This window comes from Streptomyces coeruleoprunus (genome assembly GCF_039542925.1).
Taxonomy (GTDB): domain Bacteria; phylum Actinomycetota; class Actinomycetes; order Streptomycetales; family Streptomycetaceae; genus Streptomyces; species Streptomyces coeruleoprunus.
Map to the genome: position 1 here is coordinate 5,774,993 of NZ_BAABIT010000001.1, position 23,353 is coordinate 5,798,345.

Genomic DNA, 23,353 nt, shown 5'->3' on the forward strand with positions numbered 1-23,353 from the left:
CGGCCTGAGGGTCCGCCCCTTGCGCGTCACGATGGTGGGTGGGTCCGGGTGCGGCCCGGGGGTCACGTGCTCAGATTGGCTCGTTCGGGGCCTTGAGAGCGAGGCGTTGCTGCGTCGCCAATCCTGCGCGCGCGACCCCCGGTCCACCCCCGTTACGTTGTCGGGCGGCTCACCGCCGGTGGGGGGTGGGGTGGGTGGAGCCGGCCCCGTGTGGGCGGCTCACCCTCGGTGGGTGCGGCTACAGCGCCTGGGCTGCCGACTGAAGCATGCCTCTTACCGTGCGGGACTTCACGAAGTCGCCCATCGCCGTCATCTCCCACTCACCCGAGTACTGGCGGATCAGCTTGCACATCATCACCCCGGTCTGCGGCTCCGCGCTCGTCAGGTCGAAGCGGACCAGTTCCTCGCCCGTGCTCGCGTCCATGAGGCGGCAGTAGGCCTTGGCCACCTCCGTGAACTTCTGGCCCGAGAAGGAGTTGACCGTGAAGACCAGGCCGGTCGCCTCCGCCGGGAGGCGGCCCAGGTCGACCGTGATGACCTCGTCGTCGCCCGCGCCCTCGCCCGTCAGGTTGTCGCCGGAGTGCCGGATCGCGCCGCCCAGGATGGTCAGCTTGCCGAAGTAGCAGCTGTCCAGGTGGTTGCGCTGCGGGCCGTACGCGATGACGGACGCGTCCAGGTCGATGTCCTTGCCCCGGTACGCCGGCTCCCAGCCGAGGCCCATCTTCACCTGCGACAGCAGGGGGCGGCCGCCCTTGACCAGCGACACCGTCTGGTTCTTCTGGAGGCTGACCCTGCCCTTGTCCAGGTTGATCTTCCCGGTGGCGGGAGGGGTCGACGGCACCGGTGGCGCGGGTTCCTCGTCGACCGTCACGCCGAAGTCCGTGGCGATGCCCGCCAGCCCGTTCGCGTACCCCTGGCCCACCGCGCGGGCCTTCCACGCGCCGCCCCGCCGGTACACCTCGACGACGATCAGCGCCGTCTCGGAGCCCAGCTGCGGCGGGGTGAACGTGGCGAGGACCGCCCCGGAGTCCGCGTCGCGGACCGTCGCGGTCGGCTCGATGCCCTGGAAGGTCTGGCCCGCGGCGTCCGGGCTGGCCGTGACGACGATCTTCTCGATGTCCGCGGGCACCGCGCCCGTGTCCACCGTGATGGCGTCCGGGGCGGAACCGCCTCCGGACCGGTGGGTGACACCGGGGCCGGACGGCTGGTTGTAGAAGATGAAGTCGTCGTCGGAGCGCACCTTGCCGCTGGCGGTGAGCAGCAGGCCCGATACGTCGAGCCGCACCGGAGCGGCGACATCCACCGCCACGCGCACCGCGGACAGGGGGATGTTCGAGCCGGGGGTCATAGCTGTCATGCCTGGCGTAACGACCGAGTCCGCTTTGCCGTTCCCTTACCTGCCGCGGTTGCGGGGGTGCATCCGGGCCGCCCGCTCGTTGCCGTGCTTGTAGGCGCCCGTCCAGCGGGCCATCACCAGCTGGGCGTCGCCCGTCTCCGCCTCGGCGAGGAACTTCTCGGCGCGGGCACCGCGCACGGTCCCGGCCGGACGGCCCCGATGGGTGATCTCGACCGTGCCGTCGGCGAGGCGGGTGTACGTGAATCCGTGGGGTCGTGGCATGGCCCCATGGTCGGTTGCGGGGACGGGCGTGTCAGGTGGTTTTTCCCGGCCGCCTATCCTTCGGCCGTGACTGGGAGGGCCACTTTTCGTACGGGGGACGTGGACGAGGCGCGCCGGGAGATCGCCGCGCGGTTCTACGCCAACTTCATGGACGTCATCGAGGCGCGGGGGCGTCCGTTCGCGGCGCGGTTCGAGACCGTCGGCCTCGGGTCGGTCGTCGTGGGGGACATGCGCTGCGGGGCCGACGTGCGGATGCGCTTCGCCGAGCTGGGCGCGTACCACGTGAACGTGCCGCTGAGCGGGCGGCTGGAGCTGCGGCAGGGCACCGCCGCCGTGACGGCGACGGCCGAGCGCGGCGTCGTGCTGGACCCGGCCGGGCAGGTCGTCGTGGACCGGTGGGCGGGGGACTGCCGGGTGCTCGCCGTCAAGGTGGACCCGGCGGCGCTGCGGCGCCGGCTGGAGGAGCTGCTGGGCCGGGCGCCGCGCGGGCCGCTCGTGCTGGGCCGCGACCTGGACGTGGCACGCGGGCACGGCCGCGACTGGGCCCGGCTGGTGCGGCGGGTGGCCCGTGAGGCGGCCGACCCGCAGGGCCTGGCGCAGCACCCGCTGGTGGCCCGCCCGCTGGAGGACGCGCTGCTCACGGGGCTGCTGCTGACCACCGGGCACCGGTACCGCGACGAGCTGACGCGGCCCGCGCGACCCCTGCGCCCCGCGCCCGTCAAGCGGGTCATGGACGCGGTACGGGAACGGCCCGAGCACCCGTTCACGGTCACCGAGCTGGCCGCGCTCGCCCGGGTGAGCCCCCGGCGCCTCCAGGAGTCGTTCCGCGCCCATGTCGGTATGACCCCGATGGAGTACGTCCGGGACGTCCGCCTGGCCCGGACCCGCGCCGAGCTGTGCGCCGCCGAGCCGGGTGCGGGGGTGACGGTCAGTGAGGTGGCCTGGCGCTGGGGCTTCACGCACCTGGGGCGGTTCGCCGCGCGATACCGGGAGCGGTTCGGCGAGACGCCCTCGCAGACGCTGAACGGGCGGCCGGCGCCGGGCTGCTGACGCGGGGTGCGCCGCGCATTGCGGACAGCGGGCCGCGCTGAGCGGCTGAGTGATCGTTTCCGCGGCCTCTAGGGTGCTGGTGGGCGGCGGCGCGTCGACCCCCGTGATGCGCCGCCGCCCCCGTGACCCGTCCGGCCGGATTGCCCCCCGTGAGATCGGGCCGGACGGGTGTCCCGTGGCACCGGGCCGCCGCTCCCGGTCGCCGTGGTGCGGCCGGAGGCGGGCCCGTCACCGGGTCAGTGCGGCCACCGCGGCGGGTGGGTGCAGAAGTGGCCACCGAGGTGCGCGTGGTCGGGGTTGGCGTCGTCCAGCTCGCCCTGCTCGGCGACGAGCTTCGCGGCGTACCGCTCCGAGTCGTCCTGCGGCTCGTAGCCGAGCGCCCGGGCCGACGAGAGGTCCCACCACAGGCGGGTGTTGGCGGACGACCCGTACACGACGGTGTGGCGGACGTCCTCGGCGGTGAGCGCCGCGTGGAAGAGGCGGGCGGCGTCGGCGGGGCTCAGCCAGACGGAGAGCATCCGCACCGAGGTGGGCTCCGCGAAGCAGGACCCGATCCGCACGGAGACGGTCTCCATGCCGTGCAGGTCCCAGTACAGCTGGGCCAGATCCTCGCCGAAGCACTTGGACAGGCCGTAGAAGGTGTCGGGGCGGCGGGGCGTGCCGACCGGGATGAGCGGGTCGTCGCCGCGCGGGCGCGGGGTGAAGCCGACCGCGTGGTTGCTGGAGGCGAAGACGATCCGGCGGACGCCCTCGGCGCGCGCCGCCTCGTAGAGGTTGTACGTGCCTTCGATGTTGGCGCGCAGGATCTTCTCGAAGGGGGCTTCCAGGGAGATGCCCGCGAGGTGGATGATCGCGTCGACGCCCTTCACGGCCTCGCGCAGCGCCTCCTTGTCGGCGAGGTCGGCGGTGATCGCGTCCGGCGCGCCCTCGACGGGGGCGACGTCGAGGAGGCGCAGCTCGTACCCGTAGGTGGGCAGCAGCCCTCGCATCAGGGTGCCGAGGCCCCCGGCGGCGCCGGTGAGCAGGACGGTGCGGGCAGCGGGCATCAGCGGGTCTCCTTGCTCTGTCACGGTCCGGCCCACAGCCGGGAGTGACTCAGGTACATGGACCTCATTCACATGCGTGGACACGCTATTGAGCGGTCACGGCACCGTCAAGTGCCGCCGTGTCGTGCGGTTTTGCTCCTTGACCGGCCCTATGGGGCTGCCCTAGCGTGGTCGCGTTCAGAAATATGGACAGCGATCAGAAACGTGTACACCATGACGGTTTCGCCCAGGGAGCGCCCGTGACGTCCGTGACGCCCGTGACCTCAACCCCGCTCGCCGGCCGACTGGACGGCCTGCTTTTCTTCCCCGTCACCGCGTACGGCCCCGAGGGCGGCCTCGACCTCGACGCCTTCCGCGCCCATGTGCGCGCGGGCGTGGAGGCCGGAGCGGCCGCCGTCTTCGCGTGCTGCGGCACGGGCGAGTTCCACGCCCTGGCACCCGACGAGTACCGCGCCTGCGTCGCCGCCGCCGTGGAGGAGGCCGCCGGGCGGGTTCCCGTCGTGGCCGGCACCGGCTACGGCACCGCGCTCGCCGTCCACTACGCGAAGCTCGCCGAGGAGGCGGGCGCCGACGGGCTCCTCGCCCTGCCGCCCTACCTCGTCGTCCCCGACCAGGAAGGGCTGCTGCGGCACTACACGGCCCTCGCCGCCGCCACCGCGCTGGACGTCATCGTCTACCAGCGCGACAACGCGGTCCTCACCCCCGCGACCGCCGTCGCCCTCGCCCGCGTCGACCGGATCATCGGCCTCAAGGACGGCCACGGCGACCTCGACCTGATGCAGCGCATCGTCAGCGCCGTGCGCACCGAGGGCCTGGACCTGCTGTACTTCAACGGCCTGCCCACCGCCGAACTCACCGGGCCCGCCTACCGGGGCATCGGCGTGACCCTCTACTCGTCGGCCGTCTTCTGCTTCGCGCCCGAGATCGCCCTCGCCTTCCACCGGGCGCTCGGCCGGGGGGACGACGCGACCGTGAACCGGCTCGTCGACGGCTTCTACCGGCCCCTCGTCGAACTGCGCTCCCAAGGCCGCGGATACGCCGTCTCCCTGGTCAAGGCCGGTGTGCGGCTGCGCGGCCTCGACGTCGGCGAGGTCCGCCCGCCGCTGAGCGAGCCCACGCCCGCCCACATCAAGGAACTCGCGGGCCTCGTCGAGCGCGGCCTGGCGCTCGTGGACGCGGACGGCGGCACGGTCCCGCCGGACGCCGACGGCGGCCGCGCCGACGCCGTGGAGGGCGCCCGGTGAGAGCGTCCGCCTTCGTCTACCCCTGGGACGTCGTCGGCGACCCCGACGCCGCCGCCCGCATCGCCGGCCTGAACGTCCGGCAGGTCACGCTCGCCTCCGCGTACCACTCCACCCGCGCCCTCACCCCGCGCCACCCCCGCCACCGCCTCGTCACCGCCGAGTACGCCGCCGTGCTCTACCCGCCCGACCCCGCACGCTGGGCGGGACGCCGCCTGCGCCCGTACGCGGCGGGGGACTGGGCGCCCGGCGACGCGTACGGGCGGGCGGCCGAAGCCCTGGAGGCCGCCGGCCTGGAGGTCCACAGCTGGGTGATCCTCGCCCACAACTCCCGCCTCGGCGCCGAACACCCGGACACCTCCGTCGTCAACGCGTACGGCGACCGCTACCCGTGGGCGCCCTGCATCGCCCGCCCCGAGGTGCGCGCGTTCCTCGCCGACCTGGCCGCCGAGGCCGCCGTACGGCCCGGGGCGCGCGGCACCGAACTGGAGTCGTGCGGCTGGTACGGCATGGCCCACCTGCACGCCCACGACAAGATCGGCGGCGTCGGGCTCGGGGACGCCGCCCAGTACCTCATGTCGCTCTGCTTCTGCGGGACCTGCCGCGAGGGGTACGCGGAGGAGGGCCTGGACCCGGACGAGGTGGCCGCCGCCGTGCGGGCCGCCCTCGCCCCTGTCTGGGCGGGCGCCGGCACCGGCGACGCGGGATGGGCGGCCGTCGGGACACTGCTGGGCGCCGGCCTGGCCGAGGCCACCCTCGCCTGGCGCACCCGGGCGGCCCGCGCCCTCCAGGAGGCGGCCGTCCGGGCCGTGCGGGCGGCCGCGCCCCCGGGTTTCCGCGTCCTGCTGCACGCCGACCCCGCCCCGTACCGCACGGGCGCCAACGTGGGCGTGGACCCGGCGCACATCCTGGGCGTCGCCGACGGGGTCGTGGTGCCCTGCACGGGCGGCGCGGCCGGCACGGTGCTGCCGCCGTTCGCCGCGCACGCGGGGCCCGGCAGGGTCCTGGCGGCCAATTTCACGGTGGTGGGCGGCATGGGCGGCGCGCCCGGCCGGCTCGCCGAGGACGCGGCGCACGCAGCCGCCCTGGGCGCCACCGAACTGCGCCTGTACCACGCGGGTTTGGCCTCCGACCAGGACCTCGCGCGGGTCACCGGGGCGCTGCGCGCCCTGCTCTGACCCACCGCACGCCGAGGGCCGCCGCCGGCACGGCGGCCTCCGGCAGTAGCGGGCCATGTCGCTACACGGTGACGATGTGCACATCCGCCGCGCCGAGTACGGCCAGGTAGGCCGCCATGTCCTCCGGATCGCTGGTGAAGATCACCGCATTGCCGTGCTTGGCCGCCGCCAGGGCCACCCAGGCGTCCACCGCGTCCGGTCGCTCCTTGGGCGGCAGGACCGCCTCCCCGAGCGCCGTACCGACGCGCCGCCAGTCCGCGATGTCCGGGCCGGTGACGCAGGCCAGGCACTCCGGCCTTCCGGCGCCGGTCTCCCGGACGGGCGGGGCGAGTTCCGTGCCTGCGGCACGGTGCACTCCCTGAGAACGCCGCGAGCGCATGCACGACCGCCGGCCGCGGACGTCACACCTGTGCCGGCACAGGGCCCAGAACCACCGCGCGATGCGGGACGGCGGTCAGGTCCTCGCGCATCCGCACGGCCTTGGCCTTGCGGTCGGCGAGGGCGATGAGCATTCCGGTGTCGTACACCGGTACACGCGCCGTCACCCCGCCCGTCCGGGCTGCTCCCCGCAGTGTTCCTCTCCGTATACGAGCCGTAGCGCCTCATCGACCTCGCGGCGTTCACCCTCGGTGAGCTCGTCCGACGTGGCGGGTTCCGTCGGCAGTGCCTCGGCCTCCGCCTCGGCTGCCGCGATCAGAACGTCGACCTGCGAGAACTGCTCCTCTATGGCCTCGGTCTCCGCCATCTGCCGCGTGGCGGCATGGGTCAGGTACGCCGATACGTCCATCCCCGCGCGTTCGGCGTGCCGCTTGATGCGCGCCGCCTGCTGCTCGTCGAGGCTGATGCTGATCCTTGTCCTGGGCACCCTTCGATCGTGAGACGCGTATGACGACTGATCAAGTCGGTACGCACCGGTGCGCCGAGGTTCTGGTAACCGCGGGGCCAGTCGCAACCAGGCAGTCGCCCTGTGCGCGGTTCTCCTCGACCGTCAACGACCAGTTTTGTCAGAAGCGTTGACGAATTCCGATCGCCGCCCTACGTTCGTCGCCGTCGTACTTCGTACGTCATATATGAGACGCGATACGCGAGATATGAGAGCCCGTATGGCCTTCGCCCCCAGCCCCATCCCCTCCCGCACCCAGTACGTGCTGGAGGCGGTGAAGCACGCCATCCTCACCGGCCAGCTGCCGCCCGGCAGAGCCCTGGTCGAGGCCGAGCTGGCCGCGAAGTTCGGGGTGTCGAAGACGCCCGTCAGGGAGGCGCTGAAGACCCTCGCCGGGACCGGGCTCGTCGTGATGAGCGAGTACAAGGGCGCGACCGTCCGCACCGTCGACGCCACCATGGCGCGCGAGGTCTACGACGTGCGGCTGCTCCTCGAACCCGAGGCGCTGCGCCGCACCATCGCCCGCCGGGCGTCCCTGGAGGACGCGGGGCAGGCGCTCGCCCGGGCGGACGCCGCCGCCGACCAGGCCGAACGGTCCCTCGCCAACCGGGAGTTCCACCGCGCGCTCTACCTGCCCTGCGGCAACCCGCTGCTGGCCAGGATGCTCGACGAGGTGCGCGACCAGGCGGCGCTCGTGTCGACCGTCGCCTGGAGCGCCGACCCCTCGTGGCGCCACGAGGCCGACGAGCACCGGGAGATCCTGCGCCTCGCGCGGGCCGGTGACGCCGAGGGCGCGGCCGGCGCGCTGCACCACCACATCGCCTCGTTCGTCCGGCGCGCGTTCCCCGCCGAGGATCCGGACGGCGCGCAGTGACCCAGCTCTCCGCAGCAGAAAGGCCAGTCCGCATGGACCACGCAGCCCTCGGGGCAGCCCTCGCCGACGTCGTCGCGATCCCCGTGACCCCGTTCACGGAGGACGGCGGCATCGACCGGGACGCGCACCGCACCCTGGTGCGCCGGCTGCTCGACGGCGGGGTACGGACCCTCACGCCCAACGGCAACACCGGCGAGTTCTACACGCTCACGCCCCAGGAGCGCCGCACCGCCATGGAACTGACCGCGGCGGAGGCCGACGGCCGCGCCGTGATCGTCGCCGGCGTCGGCCACGACGTGCCGACCGCCGTCGCCGCCGCCCGGCACGCGCAGGAGCACGGCGCCCGCATGGTGATGGTCCACCAGCCGGTCCACCCGTACGTGTCCCAGGACGGCTGGCTCGACTACCACCGCGCCGTCGCCGACGCCGTGCCGGAGCTGGGCGTCGTGCCGTACATCCGCAACGCCGGGCTGAGCGGGGAGCGCCTCGCCGCACTGGGCGAGGCCTGCCCCAACGTCATCGGGGTGAAGTACGCGGTGCCGGACGCCGCCCGGTTCGCCGCGTTCGCCCGCGACGCCGGCCTCGACCGCTTCGTCTGGGTGGCGGGACTCGCCGAGCTGTACGCGCCCGCCTACTTCGCCTGCGGCGCCACGGGGTTCACCTCGGGGCTCGTCAACGTCGCCCCGGCCGTCTCCCGCGCCATGCTCGACGCCCTGCGCGCCGGCGACTACCCGGCCGCGATGCGCGTGTGGGAGCACGTCCGGCGCCTGGAGGACCTGCGCGCGGCCGACAACTCCGCCCACAACGTCTCCGTGGTCAAGGAGGCCCTCCACGCCCTCGGCCTGTGCCGCCGCGACGTCCGCTCGCCCGCCAGTGAACTTCCCGGAGCCCTGCGGGCCGAGGTCGCCGACATCGTCAAGGGGTGGGACATATGACCGCGCCCCGCAGGGCCCCCGAGGAGCTGCGCAGCCACCAGTGGTACGGCACGGACGGCCTGCGCTCGTTCAGCCACCGGGCCCGCACCCGGCAGCTCGGCTACCTCCCCGAGGAGCACCTGGGCAAGCCCGTCATCGCGATCCTCAACACCTGGTCGGACATCAACCCCTGCCACGTCCACCTGCGCGACCGCGCGCAGGCCGTGAAGCGGGGGGTGTGGCAGGCCGGGGGCTTCCCGCTCGAATTCCCGGTCTCCACGCTGTCCGAGACGTTCCAGAAGCCCACGCCGATGATGTACCGCAACATGCTGGCGATGGAGACCGAGGAACTGCTGCGCTCCTACCCGGTGGACGGCGCCGTCCTGATGGGCGGCTGCGACAAGTCCACGCCCGCGCTGCTCATGGGCGCCGCCTCCGCCGACCTGCCGACCGTGTTCGTACCGGCCGGTCCGATGCTGCCCGGGCACTGGCGCAACGAGGTGCTGGGCTCCGGTACGGACATGTGGAAGTACTGGGACGACAAGCGGGCCGGGCTCATCGGCGACTGCGAGATGGCCGAACTGGAGAGCGGGCTCGCCCGGTCGCCCGGCCACTGCATGACCATGGGCACCGCCTCCACCCTGACGGCCGCCGCCGAGGCGCTGGGCGTCACCATGCCGGGCGCGTCCTCGATCCCGGCCGTCGACTCGGGGCACGACCGGATGGCCGCGGCCGCCGGGGCGCGGATCGTGGACCTGGTCCACGAGGACCTGAGGCTCTCGCGGATCCTCACGCGGGAGGCGTACGAGGACGCCGTGACGACCGTCCTCGGGCTGGGCGGCTCCACGAACGCGGTGATCCACCTGATCGCCATGGCGGGCCGTTCCGGGGTGCGGCTCACGCTCGAGGACTTCGACCGCATCGCCCGTACCGTGCCGGTCCTGGCGAACCTGCGGCCCGGCGGGCAGTACCTGATGGAGGACTTCCACTTCGCCGGCGGACTGCCCGGGTTCCTGTCGCGGCTGACCGACCTGCTGCACCTCGACCGGCCGACCGTCGCCCACGCCACCCTGCGGGAGCAACTGGCGGGCGCGCTCGTCCACAACCCGGAGGTCATCCGCCCCCGCGACAACCCGCTCGCCGACGAGGGCGGGCTCGCGGTCCTGCGCGGGAACCTCTGCCCCGACGGCGCGGTCGTCAAGCACATCGCCGCCGAGCAGCACCTGCGCAAGCACACCGGACCCGCCGTCGTCTTCGACGACTACCGGACCATGCAGCGCACCATCAACGACCCGGACCTCGGCATCACCGCGGACCACGTCCTGGTGCTGCGGAACGCCGGCCCCAAGGGCGGCCCCGGCATGCCCGAGTACGGGATGCTGCCCCTCCCCGACCACCTGCTGAAGCAGGGCGTCCGGGACATGGTGCGGATCTCCGACGCCCGGATGAGCGGCACCAGTTACGGCATGTGCGTGCTGCACGTCGCGCCCGAGTCGTCCGTCGGCGGGCCGCTCGCCCTGGTCCGCACCGGCGACCTCATCACCCTCGACGTCGACGCCCGCTCGCTCCACCTCCACGTGGACGAGGAGGAGCTGGCCGCGCGCCGGGCGGCGTGGACGCCGCCACCCCACCCGTACGAGCGCGGGTACGGCGCGCTCTACCACGAGCAGATCACCCAGGCCGACACGGGCTGCGACTTCGCGTTCCTGGCCCGGCCGGGACACGTTCCGGAGCCGTACGCGGGCTGAGCCACGCCCCCGACCGACGGTCCCGCATGTTCGGGATCTCGAACGCAATCCGGAAAGCGCTTCATGAACGGACCGCACCGCCCGCACCGCACCGCCTGCACCACACGATGAAGGAGACCTGTCATGGCCCAAGCCGCAGCCGTGGCGAAACAACCCCGGGCCGGTCGGCGCCGCACGGGAGCCGCACCACGTCGCCTGCCGTATCTGCTGATCGCGCCGGCCGGTCTGCTGATGCTCGGCTTCATCGCCTACCCCGTGCTCAGCGTCTTCTACTACAGCCTGCAGCACTACAACGTCACCAAGCCGTGGAAGAACGGCTACGCCGGCCTCGACAACTTCACCCGCATCTTCACCGAGGACCCCCTCTTCTGGTCCACCCTCGGCTTCAGCGCCAAGTGGGTCGTCGTCCAGGTCGGCCTCCAGCTCGCCCTCGGCCTGGTCCTCGCCCTCCTGGTCAACCAGACCTTCGTCGGCCGCGCCCTCGCCCGCGCCCTGGTGTTCTCGCCCTGGGCCGTCTCCGGCGTCCTCACGACGACCATCTGGATGCTGCTCTACAACCCCTCCACGGGCATGAGCCGCTACCTCGCCGACATCGGCATCGGTTCGTACGGCACCTCCGTGCTCTCCGACACCGGCACCGTCTTCTGGGCCGCCGTCGTCGCCGAACTCTGGCGCGGTGTCCCCTTCTTCGCGATCCTCATCCTCGCCGACCTCCAGTCCATCCCGAAGGACCTCTACGAGGCGGCGTCCGTCGACGGCGCCGGCCGGATGCGGCAGTTCTTCCACATCACGCTGCCGCACCTCAAGGACGCGATCATCCTCTCCACGCTGCTGCGCGCCGTGTGGGAGTTCAACAACGTCGACCTGCTCTACACCCTCACCGGCGGCGGACCGGCCGGCGTGACCACCACGCTCCCGCTGATGATCGCCAATACCGGTATCGAGGGCCACGACTTCGGGTACGCCTCCGCGCTCACCACCGTCGCGTTCGTGATCCTCCTCTTCTGCTCGATCCTCTATCTGCGCCTGAGCAAGTTCGGAGGCGACCGCTGATGACCGCCGCACTCGCGGAGAAGGGCACCCACGCGCGCGTGCCCGCGCCCGACGACCCCACGCCGCCCGCCCCGGCCCGCAAGGCCCGCGGGGAACGCGCCTTCGACGACGTACCGCGCTGGCAGATCTACGTCCCCCTCGGGATCTACCTGCTCTTCACGCTCGTCCCGTTCTACTGGATGCTGCTGTTCGCCGTCCGCCCCGCCGGCTCGACCTCCCTCGTGCCCTGGCCGCTCACCTTCGAGCACTTCCACAAGGTCTGGAACGAGCGCAGCTTCGGCGTCTTCTTCCAGAACAGCATGCTCGTCGGCCTCGCCACCCTCGTGGCCACCACCCTCGTCGCGCTCGCCGGCGGCTACGCCCTCGCCCGCTTCGACTTCCGCGTCAAGAACGGGTTCATGCTGGCCCTGCTCTGCTCCCAGTTCATCCCGGGGGCGCTCATGCTGGTCCCGCTCTTCGAGATCTTCCGCAACATGCAGATGATCAACTCGCTGGGCAGCGTCATCATCGCCGAGACCGTCTTCCAGCTGCCCCTGTCGATGATCCTCATCAGCGGCTTCATCAAGAACGTGCCCGTCTCGCTGGAGGAGGCCGCCTGGGTCGACGGCTGCTCCCGCTTCCGCGCCTTCTGCGCCGTCGTCCTGCCGCTGCTGCGCCCCGGCCTCATCGCCGTCGGCTCCTTCGCCTTCGTGCACAGCTGGAACCACTTCCTCTTCGCCCTGATGTTCCTCAGCGAGCAGGACAAGCAGACGATCCCGGTCGGCCTCAACACCCTCATCGGCGCCGACAGCGTCGACCTCGGCGCACTCGCCGCGGGCGGCGTCATCGCGGCCGTACCCGTCGTGATCGTCTTCGCCTTCATCCAGAAGTGGCTGATCACCGGCTTCAGCGCGGGGGCGGTGAAGGGATGACCGGGAGGACGCGCACGCACCGCGAGGCCCGCCTGCCCCGCATGAGGACCCGTATGAGGACCCGTATGAGGAAGAGCCATCCGGCCGTCGCCCTCGTCCTGCTGGGGACGCTCTCCGTGCCCGCCCACGCCGAGGCCCGCGACATCAGCCGCGAGACCCTCGCCCCGGACGACGGCTGGGCGGCCGCCGAAGGCGGCACCACCGGCGGCGCCGCGGCCGACGACGCCCACGTGCACACCGTCACCAACCGCGCCGAGCTCGTCCGCGCGCTCGACGGCGGCAGCGACACCCCGAAGATCATCAAGATCGCGGGGACCATCGACGCCAACACCGACGACCACGGCGAGCACCTCGACTGCGCCGACTACGCCACCGGCGGCTACGACCTGGCGAAGTACCTCGCCGCCTACGACCCCCGGACCTGGGGCTCCGCCAAGCCGAGCGGCCCGCAGGAGGAGGCCCGCCAGGCCTCCGCCGCCCGGCAGGCCGAGCGGGTCGAGCTGCCGGTCGGCTCCCACACCACGATCGTCGGCCTCGGCTCCGGCGCCGTGCTCAAGGGCGCCAGCCTCCAGGTCGAGGACGCGGACAACGTGATCATCCGCAACCTCGACCTCCGCGACGCCTACGACTGCTTCCCCGTCTGGCAGCCCAACAACGGCGGCCTCGGCGACTGGAAGACCGCGTACGACACCATCTGGCTGCGCGGCGCCACCCACGTCTGGATCGACCACGTCACGCTCTCCGACAAGGGCCACCCCGACGCGAAGGAACCCACCCACTTCGCCCGCAACTACCTGCGCCACGACGGCCTGCTGGACATCACCAACGGCTCCGACCTGATCACCGTCTCCTGGAGCCGGCTGACCGGCCACGACAAGGCGATGCTCATCGGCAACAGCGACTCCGCGACCGGCGACCGCGGCAAGCTCCGGATCACCCTGCACCACAACGAGTTCGCGGCCGTCGTCCAGCGCGCACCCCGCGTCCGCTTCGGCCAGGTGCACCTCTACAACAACCGCTACGTCATCCCCGAGGGCACCGACCACCGCTACTCGCTCGGCATCGGCACCGAGTCGCGCGTGTACGCCGAGAACAACGCCTTCACGGCGCCCGGCCACATCGAGGTGGCCGACCTGGTCAAGAGCTGGAACGGCACGGCCCTGCACGCGACCGGCACCCTGTTCAACGGTTACCCGGTCGACCTGCGCACCATCCACAACGCCTACAACTCCGGCAGCGAGCGCGACCTGACGGCCGACGTCGGCCCGCGGCCCACCCTGCACGGGCGGATCGACAGCGCCGCGACGGCCGACCGAGCGGTCGCCGACGGCGCGGGCGCCGGGAGGATCCGGTGACCACACCCCTCACCCCGCCCGCCGGCGCACCGGTCGCCGTCGTCCTCGCGGGGGCCCGCGGCCACGGCCGCTGGCACCTCGACAACATCCGCCGCCTCCGGCGGGCCGGGCTCGTCACCCTCGCCGGGATCTGCGAACTCTTCCCCCTCGACGAGCGGGAACTCGACGGCCTCGGCACGCCCGCCCAGTCCGCCGACTTCGGCGCCCTCCTCGACACCACCGGCGCCCGGATCGCCGTCGTCTGCACCCCCATCGACACCCATACCGACCTCGCCCTCAGCGCCGCCCGGCGCGGCGTCCACCTCCTGTTGGAGAAGCCACCCGCGCCCTCCGAGGCCGAGTTCCGGCGCATGGCCGACGGCGTACGGGAGGCCGGCACCGCCTGCCAGATCGGCTTCCAGTCCCTCGGCTCGCACGCCCTGCCCGCCATCGCCGCTCTCGTGGCCGACGGCGCCATCGGCGAGGTCACCGGCATCGGCGCCGCTGGCGCCTGGGCCCGCGACGAGGCCTACTTCCGCCGCTCGCCCTGGGCCGGCCGGCGCCGCATGGGCGGTACCGACGTCGTCGACGGCGTCCTCACCAACCCGCTCGCCCACGCCGTCGCCACCGCGCTCGCCCTCGACGGCAGCCCGCACGCCGAGGACGTCACCGGCATCGAACTCGAACTCGCCCGCGCCAACGACATCGAGGCCGACGACACCTCCTGCGTACGGATCACCACCACGAGCGGCACCCCGGTCACCGCCGCCGTCACCCTCTGCGCCGAACAGCCCGGCGAGCCGTACGTCCTCGTCCACGGCCGCCACGGCCGCATCACCTTCTGGTACAAGCAGGACCGCGTCCTCGTGCAGCGCGCCGGACACGGCCCCGTCGAAACCGTCCACGGCCGCACCGACCTGCTGGAGAACCTGGTCCGCCACCTCACCGACGGCGCGGAACTGCTCGTCCCGCCCCACCGCACCGGCGCCTTCATGCGCGTCGTCGAAGCCGTCCGCACCGCCCCCGACCCGCGCCCCCTGCCCCCCGGCAGCTGGTACGCCGACGAGGTGGCCGGCCGCCGGATCGTCAAGGGCGTCGACGCGCTCGTCCACGCCAGCGCCGACACCCTCTCCCTCTTCTCCGAGCTGGAGGCGAAAGCCCCATGACGACGACCCCCCTCGTCCTGCGCTGCCAGGGACGGCCCGTCGGCCGCTACCTCCACCGGCCCGACCTGCCCGCACGGCTCTCCCCCCGCCCCTACCTCCACCCCGTCACCACGCTGGGCGGCACCACCGTCACCGAGGAACAGCCCGCCGACCACCTCCACCACCTGGGCGTCTCCATCGCCGTGCCCGACGTCGGCGCCCGCAACTTCTGGGGCGGCCGCACCTTCGTCCGCGACCAGGGCCCCACCGCGCTCGACAACCACGGCGAGCAGCGCCACGACGGCTGGAAGCTCCGCGACCCCGACGGCTTCGTCGAGGACCTCAGCTGGCGCGCCGGCGACACCGAACTCCTGCGGGAGCGCCGCACCGTCGCCGCCACCGCCGTCACGCCCACCGCCTGGGCCCTGGACGTCACCTTCTCGCTCACCAACCCCGGCCCCGACGACCTGTCCATCGGCTCGCCCGCCACCAACGGCCGCCCCGGCGCCGGATACGGCGGCTTCTTCTGGCGCGCCCCCAAGGAGCCCGCCGCGCCCGACGTGTTCACCGCCCACGAGGAGGGCGAGGGCGAGGTCCACGGGCGCACCGCCGACTGGCTCGCCCTGTCCGGCGCCGACTGGACCCTAGTCTTTGCCGGCGCCACCGACGACACCCGCAAGGACCCCTGGTTCGTCAGGACCCGCGAGTACCCGGGCGTCGGCTCGTCCCTCGCCTGGGCCGACCGCCTCCCCGTCCCCGCCGGCGGCACCGTCGTCCGCCGCGTCGTCACCGTCGTCGCCGACGGCCGCCTCGACCGGGCCGCCGCCGGCACGCTGATACGGAAGGCCCTGTCGTGACCCCGGTCTGGAGAGCCGACCTCGGCGACGGCACCTACCGCAACCCCGTCCTCAACGCCGACTGGTCCGACCCCGACGTCCTCGCGGTCGGCGAGGACTTCTACCTCACCGCGTCCAGCTTCGGCCGCGCCCCCGGCCTGCCCCTGCTCCACTCCCGCGACCTGGTCAACTGGTCGCTCATCGGCCACGCGCTCCCGCGGCTCGCCCCGGCCGCCGACTTCGCCGCACCCCGCCACGACAAGGGTGTGTGGGCGCCGTCCCTGCGCCACGCCGACGGCCGCTTCTGGATCTTCTGGGGCGACCCCGACCACGGCGTGTACCAGATCAACGCCGAGCACATCCGCGGCCCGTGGAGCGAGCCGCACCTGCTCAAGGCGGGCAGGGGACTGATCGACGCCTGCCCGCTGTGGGACGACGGGACCGGCGAGGCCTACCTCGTCCACGCCTGGGCGAGGTCCCGCTCCGGTGTGAAGAACCGGCTCACCGGCCACCGCATGAGCCGCGACGGCCGCACCCTCCTCGACGAGGGCAAGGTCGTCGTCGACGGCGACCGCATCCCCGGCTGGTTCACCCTCGAAGGGCCCAAGCTGTACCGGCACGACGGCTGGTTCTGGATCCTCGCGCCCGCCGGGGGAGTGGAGACCGGCTGGCAGGGCGCCTTCCGGTCCCGGGACTTCTTCGGCCCGTACGAGGAGAGGACCGTCCTCGCCCAGGGCCGCACCGACGTCAACGGCCCCCACCAGGGCGGCTGGGTCCGCACCCCCGCGGGCGAGGACTGGTTCCTGCACTTCCAGGCGCGCGGCCCCTACGGTCGGGTCGTCCACCTCCAGCCCATGACCTGGGACGTGGACGGCTGGCCCGTCATGGGCGACCGGGGCGAGCCCGTACGCGTCCACCGCAAGCCGGCCGCCCCGCCGCAGCCGCCGGAGGCGCCCGCCACCGACGACGCCTTCCCGGGCGGCCGGTTCGGGCGGCAGTGGCAGTGGACCGCCAACCCCGGCGCCGGCTGGACCGTCGAGCACGGCGGCGACGGGCTGCGCATGGCCTGCGTCCGCGGCCGCGACCTGCACGACCTGCGGCTCCTGCCGCACGTGCTCACCCAGCGGCTGCCCGCCGAGGCGTTCACCGCCGAGGTGGAGCTGCGCCTCGACTCGACCGAGCCGGGGGCCCGCGCCGGGCTCGCCGTGCTGGGCGACGCCTACTCCTGGATCGGCCTGGAGCGCGGCGACGACGGGCGGGTCCGGCTCGTCCACCGGTTCGCCGAGCCCGTCGCGGAGCGCGAGCGGGACGCCGCGCCCGTACGGCCCGCCCCCGAGGGGCCGGTCCGGCTGCGGGTCGAGGTGGCGGCCGGGGCCCGGTGCCGGTTCGCCTGGCACACGGCGGACGGGTGGCAGCCGTCCGGGCCGGTCTTCGCCGCCACGCCCTGGCGCTGGGTCGGGGCGCTGCTCGGCCTGTTCGCCGCCGCCCCCGAGGGCCAGGGCAGCGCCGGTACCGCCGTGTTCACCGACTTCCGCATCACGTGACGCCGTAACACACCCCCGTCGTAAGCCTGTTGGGAGCCGCCATGACGCACCTCCGTAGCAAGCGCTTCCCGCGCCGAAGGCCGGGAAGGGCCGTCGCCGCCGTCACCACCCTCGCCGCCGTCGTCGCCGTCGGACCGGGCGCCACCACGCCCGCCGCGGCGACGCCCCCGGCCGGGACCGCCCCGGCCGTGCGGTCCGCCGAGCAGCCCACCGCGCCCGCCGACCCCCGCGCCGCCGGCCGCTGGACCGACCGCCCGCACGGATTCGCCTCCCTCGCCGGCGGCACCACCGGAGGGCGCGGCGGCCGCGTCGTCACCGTCCGCACCCACGCCGACCTCGCCCGGTACGCCGCCGCGGCCGAGCCGTACATCATCCGCGTCGCCGGAGCCATCGACGTGGCACCCTTCGGCGCCTCCGTCGACGTCGCCTCCGACAAGACCATCATCGGCGTCGGCACCACCGGCGAGATCGTCCACGGCGAACTGAACCTCAAGCCCGGCACCCGCAATGTGATCATCCGCAACCTCACCATCCGCGACTCCTACGTCGACGGCGACTGGGACGGCAAGACCAACGACTTCGACGGCATCCAGATGGACTCCGTCTCCCACGTCTGGATCGACCACAACCGCTTCAGCCGGCTCGGCGACGGCATGCTCGACATCCGCAAGGACAGCCAGTACGTCACCGTCTCGTACAACCGGTTCGAGGACCACAACAAGGCCCTCGGCATCGGCTGGACGACGAACGTCACCACCCAGATCACCATCGACCACAACTGGTTCCGCGGCACCAAGCAGCGCAACCCGTCCGCCGACAACTGCGCCTACGCCCACCTCTACAACAACTACCTGTCCGCCCAGGTCAAGGACGGCGACCCCGTCTGGACCTACGGCAACTGGGCGCGCGGCCGCACCCGCATGGTCATCGAGAACAGCTACTACCGGGACGTGCAGCACCCCCACCAGGCCGACGCCACCGCCGAACTGGTCCAGCGCGGCTCCGTCCTGGACGGCACCACCGGCCGCCACGACGCCTGGGGCACCGCCTTCGACCCCCGGGACCACTACGCCTACCGGCTCGACCCCGCAGCCGCCGTGCCCGCCCTGGTCACCCGCTTCTCCGGCCCGCAGCGCACCCTCGGCACCGACACCGTCCTCGACGTGCCCGCCGCCTACCCCACCGTGCAGGCCGCCGTCGACGCCGTCCCCGCCGGCAACGACGGCACCGTCACCCTGCGCCTCGCGCCCGGGACGTACCGCGAGAAGGTCCGCATCCCCGCCGACAAGCCGAGGATCGCGCTCCTCGGCACCGGACGGGACCGCGCCGACACCGTCATCGCGCACGACACGCCCGCCGAGTACGGAGGCTCCAGCGGCAGCGCCACCGTCCTCATCGCCGCCTCCGACGTCTCCGCCCGCAACCTCACCTTCGTCAACGACTTCGACGAGGCGGCCGTGGAGCTGAAGGGCGAGCAGGCCCTCGCGATGAAGACGACCGGCGACCGGATCGTCTTCGAGAACACCGCCTTCAAGGGCAACCAGGACACCCTGATGACCGACAGCCCCAAGCTGGACCGCGTCAGCCGCGTCTACCTCCGCGACTCCTACCTGGAGGGCGACGTCGACTTCCTCTACGGACGGGCGACCACCGTCGTCGAGAACTCGGTCATCCGGGCGCTCAGCCGCGGCTCCGCCACCAACAACGGCTACATCACCGCCGCCAGCACCTGGACGGGCAACCCGTACGGCTTCCTGATCACCCGGTCCCGGATCGTCAGCGACGCCCCCGCCGGCTCCTTCCACCTGGGCCGCCCCTGGCACCCGGGCGGCGAGCCGAACGCCGTCGGCCAGGTCCTGATCCGGGACACCGAACTGCCCGCCGCGGTCAAGGCCTCGCCGTGGACCGACATGGGCGGCTTCTCGTGGCGCGACGCCCGCTTCGCCGAGTACCGCAACTACGGGCCGGGCGCCGCCGTCACCCCGGACCGCCCGCAGATGTCCGACGCGGACGCCGCCGTCCACGACGTCGCCCACTACCTCGCGGGCCACGACGGCTGGGCCCCGCACCGCGGCTAGGCCCGCTCCCCACCCCCGCACCGGAGCCGGCCACCCCCCTCGCACGTCCCGCACCGCAGTCAGCCGCCCCCCACCCCGCACCTCCCGCACACCAGCACTCAGAGAGAAGAGCCGACATGACCATCTCCGGAAGCCTCAGAGGACGGGGACGCGCCGCCGGCGCCGTCGCCCTGACCGCCACACTCGCCCTGACCGCCACCGCCTGCGGCGACGACGGCACCGGCGCGAGCGGCGCCGAGGGCTCGGGCAAGGGCACCATCACCTTCTGGGACAACAACGGTGGTGTGCGGACCGCCATCTGGCAGGAGATCATCAAGGACTTCGAGGCCGCCAACCCGGACATCAAGGTCAAGTACGTCCCGATCCCCAGCGAGGACGTCCAGTCGAAGTACGACACCGCCATCGCCGGCGGCGGCCTGCCCGACGTGGGTGGCGTCGGCGCCGCCTACCTGGCCAACATGGTCGCCCAGAACGCCCTGGACCCGGTCGGCGAACGCATCAAGAGCTCCTCCCTCGACGGCAAGCTCGTGCCCGCCATGGTGGACTCCGTGAAGTCCGCCGGCGGCCGCGGCGACGAGATGTACTCGGTGCCGACCTCCGCCAGCAACGGCGTCCTCTACTACCGCACCGACCTGTTCAAGGCGGCCGGCCTCCCGGCGCCCACCACCTGGGACGCCTTCTACACGGCCGCCGGGAAGCTCACCGACGCGAAGAACAACAAGTTCGGCTACACCATCCGCGGCGGCGCCGGCTCCATCGCGCAGGCGCTGGACGCGATGTACGGCCAGTCCGGCATCACGGAGTTCTGGAACGGCGACACGACCACGGTCGACGACCCCAAGAACGTGGCCGCGCTGGAGAAGTACGTCGGCCTCTTCAAGCGGACCACGCCCGAGGCCGACGTCAACAACGACTTCAAGAAGATGAACGCCCAGTTCGACACGGGCACCATCGGCATGATGAACCACAACCTGGGGTCGTACACGGACCACGTGAAGGCCCTCGGCAAGGACAAGTTCGCCGGCATCCCCAACCCGCTCGGCCCCGGCGGCACCCGCGTCCAGGTCTCCAACCCGGTCGACGGCCTCGGCCTCTTCCGCACCAGTGAGAACAAGGCCGCGGCATGGAAGTTCATCGAGTTCGCCGCGTCCCACCAGTCCAACAGCAAGTGGAACAAGTCGGCGGGCGCCATCCCGGCCAACACCGACGCCTCCAAGGACGCCTGGATCCAGGAGGCCGAGCCCACCAAGCTCGGCGCCCAGGCCCTCACCGACGGCTCCACGAAGATCGTCCAGCTGCCGTACTACCTCCCCGACTGGAACAAGATCAGCAAGTCGGAGAACGAGCCCAACTTCCAGAAGGTGCTGCTCGGCGCGATGAGCGCCAAGGACTTCCTCGGCACCCTCGCGAAGCAGCTCAACGAGGCCCAGGCCGAGTGGAAGCAGCAGAACAAGGGCTGATCCCCGCAGACCGGCCGGCGGCGGTCCGGGTCGCGCCCCGCCGCCGGCCACCCCCGACCCACGCCCGTACGAGAGTTACGAGAGTGAGGCACGCCCACGTGTCCCTGAGCCGCAGACAGACCGTGGCGGCGCTCGCCGCCCTCCCCCTCGCGACCGCCGCCGCCCAGCCGGCCGCCGCCGCGCCGCGCCGCACGCGCACCCTGTACATCGCCGGCGACTCCACCGCCGCGCAGAAGTACGCCGACGCCGCACCCGAGACCGGGTGGGGCATGGCCCTGCCCTTCTTCCTCACCCCGCACCTGCGGGTCTCCAACCACGCCGTCAACGGCCGCAGTTCCAAGAGCTTCATCGACGAGGGGCGGCTCGCCCCGGTCCTGGACGCGATACGCCCCGGCGACCTGCTCCTCGTCCAGTTCGGCCACAACGACCAGAAGGCCGCCGACCCGGCCCGCTACACCGAGCCGTGGACGACGTACCGGCAGCACCTCCTCCAGTACGTCACCGGGGCCCGGGCCCGCGGGGCGCTTCCGGTCCTGCTCACCTCCGTCGAACGCCGGAAGTTCGACGCCGGCGGCAACGCCGTGACGACCCACGGCGACTACCCGGCGGCCATGCGGGCGCTCGCCGCCGAACACGGCGTCCCGCTCGTGGACGTCCAGGCCGTGTCGCTCGCGGCCTGGCAGCGGCTCGGCCCGGAGCCCTCCAAGGAGTACTTCAACTGGCTCGCCCCCGGGGATTCGCCCAACTACCCGGACGGCAAGCAGGACAACACCCACTTCCGGCCGCGCGGCGCCATCGAGGTGGCCCGCATGGCGGCCGCGGGCCTGCGGGGCGCCGGGGTGCTCGGCGCGCGGGACGTACGGCGGCTGGACGAGCCGGTCCCGACGGAGTGGATCACGTGGCCGACGCAGGACCCCTCGTAGCAGTCATCCCGAAGGAGCCGCAATGCACGCTCGTAGATGTCATGCCCGCATCATGATCACCACGTCTCTGGCGGCCTCCACCGCCCTGGTGCTGTCCCTGACCTCACCCGCCGCCGCGGCCGGGACCGGCGCCCGCGAGACCGGCCGCCAGACCCTGCCCGCCGGTGACGGCTGGGCCTCCGCCGACGGCGGCACCACGGGCGGCGCCGGCGCCGGCGCCGACCACGTGTACACCGTCTCCACCTGGGACGCCTTCCGCGCCGCGCTGGCCGCCGGGGGCGACGCACCCAAGCTCATCCGGGTCGTCGGCACGCTCGACGCCACGGTGGGCGGCTGCGCGTCCTTCGAGGCCCCCGGGTACGACTTCGCCCGCTACCTCGCCGACTACGACCCGGCCGTCTGGGGCTACGACAAGCCCGTCAGCGGCCCCCAGGAGGACCTGCGGGCCGCCTCCGCCAAGAACCAGGACAAGGCCATCAAGGCGTACGTCCCCGCCAACACCACCATCGTCGGCGTCGGCCCGGACGCCGGCATCACCGGCGGCAGCCTCCAGATCCGCGGCGTCGACAACGTCATCGTCCGCAACCTCACCCTGGAGAGCCCCCTCGACTGCTTCCCGCAGTGGGACCCCACGGACGGAGCCACCGGCGCGTGGAACTCCGAGTACGACGCGATGGTCGTGTACGGCTCCACCCACGTCTGGGTCGACCACAACACGTTCACCGACGGCCGGTACCCGGACAGCTCGCTGCCCCGCCACTACGGCGAGATCTACCAGCAGCACGACGGCGAACTCGACATCGTGCGGGGCGCGGACCTCGTGACCGCCTCCTGGAACGTCTTCGCCGACCATGACAAGACCCTCATGATCGGCAACAGCGACAGCGCGGGCGCGACCGACCGGGGCAGGCTGCGGGTCACGCTCCACCACAACGTCTTCAAGAACGTCGTGGAGCGCGCCCCGCGCGTGCGGTTCGGCAAGGTCGACGCGTACAACAACCACTACGTGGTCCCGGCGCAGGGGTACGCCTACAGCTTCGGCATCGGCGCCGAGTCGCAACTCGTCGCGGAGAAGAACGCGTTCACGCTGCCGGCGGGCGTGGGGGCCGGGCGGATCCTCAAGAAGTGGAAGGAGGCGCCGGTCACCGTGGCGGGGAACTACGTCAACGGCCGCTGCGTGGATCTGCTCGCCGTGCACAACGCGGAGGTCCCGGGGGAGGTCCTGCAGCCCGGCGCGGGCTGGACGCCGACCCTGCGCACCCGGGTCGACGACCCCCGCGCCCTGCCGGGGCTGCTGAGCCACCGGGCCGGCGCGGGCACGCTGCGCTGAGCCACTGGGGCCCTGCGGCCCCATGCACCCCGCCCTTTCTGCCGCCGTTCGCCGCCGTGGGCGTCCGCGCCACCCCGTCGTTGTGGGCTCGCGCCGCGGTGCCGCGATCCCACGCTGCGGGGCGCGCTGCTGTTCCTGGCTGCGGGGCGCGCCGCTGTTCCTCGCTGAGGGGCGGCCGCGCCGCTGT

General features: G+C 72.9%; 22 protein-coding genes. 16 read left to right on the forward strand and 6 right to left on the reverse strand.

Features of this window, described 5'->3' with window-relative positions; translation table 11 throughout:
- Positions 1 to 238: 238 nt before the first annotated feature.
- Together ABEB09_RS25810 and ABEB09_RS25815 are read right to left on the reverse strand one after the other, a co-directional pair.
- Positions 239 to 1,348 carry a TerD family protein gene (locus ABEB09_RS25810; RefSeq protein ID WP_345694089.1) on the reverse strand — a complete coding sequence of 370 codons (1,110 nt, stop codon included), beginning with the start codon at positions 1,346 to 1,348 and terminating at the stop codon, positions 239 to 241.
- Positions 1,349 to 1,393: 45 nt separating this feature from the next.
- Positions 1,394 to 1,618 carry a hypothetical protein gene (locus ABEB09_RS25815; protein ID WP_345692298.1) on the reverse strand — a complete coding sequence of 75 codons (225 nt, stop codon included), beginning with the start codon at positions 1,616 to 1,618 and terminating at the stop codon, positions 1,394 to 1,396.
- 66 nt (positions 1,619 to 1,684) lie between these two features.
- Here ABEB09_RS25815 and ABEB09_RS25820 point away from each other — a divergent pair, with 66 nt between their 5' ends.
- Complete coding sequence (locus tag ABEB09_RS25820; protein ID WP_345692299.1) at positions 1,685 to 2,668, forward strand: AraC family transcriptional regulator; 984 nt, start codon at positions 1,685 to 1,687, stop codon at positions 2,666 to 2,668.
- Between the two features lie 236 nt (positions 2,669 to 2,904).
- On the opposite strand, the gene ABEB09_RS25825 is transcribed toward ABEB09_RS25820, so the two are convergent.
- Positions 2,905 to 3,714: an NAD-dependent epimerase/dehydratase family protein gene (locus tag ABEB09_RS25825; RefSeq protein WP_345692300.1), complete on the reverse strand. Its 810-nt coding sequence runs from the start codon at positions 3,712 to 3,714 to the stop codon at positions 2,905 to 2,907.
- 257 nt (positions 3,715 to 3,971) lie between these two features.
- Between ABEB09_RS25825 and ABEB09_RS25830 the strand changes: the two genes are divergently transcribed.
- Both ABEB09_RS25830 and ABEB09_RS25835 read left to right on the forward strand, forming a co-directional pair.
- Positions 3,972 to 4,958, forward strand: a complete 987-nt coding sequence (locus ABEB09_RS25830) for a 5-dehydro-4-deoxyglucarate dehydratase (RefSeq protein WP_345694090.1) — start codon at positions 3,972 to 3,974, stop codon at positions 4,956 to 4,958.
- Positions 4,955 to 6,133, forward strand: coding sequence for a hypothetical protein (locus ABEB09_RS25835; protein ID WP_345692301.1), 1,179 nt, complete (start codon positions 4,955 to 4,957; stop codon positions 6,131 to 6,133). Before ABEB09_RS25830 ends, ABEB09_RS25835 begins: the two co-directional genes overlap by 4 nt.
- A 61-nt stretch (positions 6,134 to 6,194) precedes the next feature.
- Here the strand turns inward: ABEB09_RS25835 and ABEB09_RS25840 are convergent, their stop codons facing one another.
- Genes ABEB09_RS25840 through ABEB09_RS25850 form a run of 3 tightly spaced genes read right to left on the reverse strand, consistent with a single transcriptional unit; the run spans position 6,195 to position 6,998 of the window.
- Positions 6,195 to 6,488 (reverse strand): hypothetical protein, encoded by a 294-nt coding sequence (locus ABEB09_RS25840; protein ID WP_345692302.1) that lies wholly within the window; start codon positions 6,486 to 6,488, stop codon positions 6,195 to 6,197.
- A gap of 46 nt (positions 6,489 to 6,534) precedes the next feature.
- Entirely contained in the window at positions 6,535 to 6,660 is a 126-nt protein-coding gene (locus ABEB09_RS25845) for a hypothetical protein (protein ID WP_345692303.1), read from the reverse strand.
- 14 nt (positions 6,661 to 6,674) lie between these two features.
- Positions 6,675 to 6,998, reverse strand: coding sequence for a plasmid mobilization protein (locus tag ABEB09_RS25850; RefSeq protein ID WP_345692304.1), 324 nt, complete (start codon positions 6,996 to 6,998; stop codon positions 6,675 to 6,677).
- Between the two features lie 238 nt (positions 6,999 to 7,236).
- Between ABEB09_RS25850 and ABEB09_RS25855 the strand changes: the two genes are divergently transcribed.
- The 13 genes from ABEB09_RS25855 (at position 7,237) to ABEB09_RS25915 (ending at position 23,166) form a co-directional block, all read left to right on the forward strand.
- On the forward strand, positions 7,237 to 7,890 hold the full coding sequence (locus ABEB09_RS25855; protein ID WP_345692305.1) for a GntR family transcriptional regulator: 654 nt from the start codon (positions 7,237 to 7,239) through the stop codon (positions 7,888 to 7,890).
- Between the two features lie 32 nt (positions 7,891 to 7,922).
- Positions 7,923 to 8,825 (forward strand): dihydrodipicolinate synthase family protein, encoded by a 903-nt coding sequence (locus tag ABEB09_RS25860; RefSeq protein ID WP_345692306.1) that lies wholly within the window; start codon positions 7,923 to 7,925, stop codon positions 8,823 to 8,825.
- On the forward strand, positions 8,822 to 10,552 hold the full coding sequence (gene araD / locus ABEB09_RS25865) for an L-arabinonate dehydratase (protein WP_345692307.1): 1,731 nt from the start codon (positions 8,822 to 8,824) through the stop codon (positions 10,550 to 10,552). The genes ABEB09_RS25860 and araD overlap by 4 nt, the downstream gene beginning before the upstream one ends.
- A 123-nt stretch (positions 10,553 to 10,675) precedes the next feature.
- Complete coding sequence (locus ABEB09_RS25870; RefSeq protein WP_345692308.1) at positions 10,676 to 11,605, forward strand: carbohydrate ABC transporter permease; 930 nt, start codon at positions 10,676 to 10,678, stop codon at positions 11,603 to 11,605.
- Entirely contained in the window at positions 11,605 to 12,516 is a 912-nt protein-coding gene (locus tag ABEB09_RS25875; protein WP_345692309.1) for a carbohydrate ABC transporter permease, read from the forward strand. The genes ABEB09_RS25870 and ABEB09_RS25875 overlap by 1 nt, the downstream gene beginning before the upstream one ends.
- Before the next feature lie 65 nt (positions 12,517 to 12,581).
- Entirely contained in the window at positions 12,582 to 13,871 is a 1,290-nt protein-coding gene (locus ABEB09_RS25880) for a pectate lyase family protein (protein ID WP_345692310.1), read from the forward strand.
- Positions 13,868 to 15,016 carry a Gfo/Idh/MocA family protein gene (locus ABEB09_RS25885; RefSeq protein ID WP_345692311.1) on the forward strand — a complete coding sequence of 383 codons (1,149 nt, stop codon included), beginning with the start codon at positions 13,868 to 13,870 and terminating at the stop codon, positions 15,014 to 15,016. The genes ABEB09_RS25880 and ABEB09_RS25885 overlap by 4 nt, the downstream gene beginning before the upstream one ends.
- Positions 15,013 to 15,852, forward strand: a complete 840-nt coding sequence (locus ABEB09_RS25890) for a DUF6807 domain-containing protein (protein ID WP_345692312.1) — start codon at positions 15,013 to 15,015, stop codon at positions 15,850 to 15,852. The genes ABEB09_RS25885 and ABEB09_RS25890 overlap by 4 nt, the downstream gene beginning before the upstream one ends.
- Entirely contained in the window at positions 15,849 to 17,375 is a 1,527-nt protein-coding gene (locus ABEB09_RS25895; RefSeq protein ID WP_345692313.1) for a glycoside hydrolase family 43 protein, read from the forward strand. The genes ABEB09_RS25890 and ABEB09_RS25895 overlap by 4 nt, the downstream gene beginning before the upstream one ends.
- A 41-nt stretch (positions 17,376 to 17,416) precedes the next feature.
- Positions 17,417 to 19,453, forward strand: a complete 2,037-nt coding sequence (locus ABEB09_RS25900) for a pectinesterase family protein (RefSeq protein ID WP_345692314.1) — start codon at positions 17,417 to 17,419, stop codon at positions 19,451 to 19,453.
- Positions 19,454 to 19,569: 116 nt separating this feature from the next.
- Complete coding sequence (locus ABEB09_RS25905) at positions 19,570 to 20,913, forward strand: ABC transporter substrate-binding protein (protein WP_345692315.1); 1,344 nt, start codon at positions 19,570 to 19,572, stop codon at positions 20,911 to 20,913.
- Positions 20,914 to 21,011: 98 nt separating this feature from the next.
- Complete coding sequence (locus tag ABEB09_RS25910; RefSeq protein WP_345694091.1) at positions 21,012 to 21,836, forward strand: rhamnogalacturonan acetylesterase; 825 nt, start codon at positions 21,012 to 21,014, stop codon at positions 21,834 to 21,836.
- Between the two features lie 22 nt (positions 21,837 to 21,858).
- Positions 21,859 to 23,166 (forward strand): pectate lyase family protein, encoded by a 1,308-nt coding sequence (locus tag ABEB09_RS25915; RefSeq protein WP_417790612.1) that lies wholly within the window; start codon positions 21,859 to 21,861, stop codon positions 23,164 to 23,166.
- Positions 23,167 to 23,353: the final 187 nt, after the last annotated feature.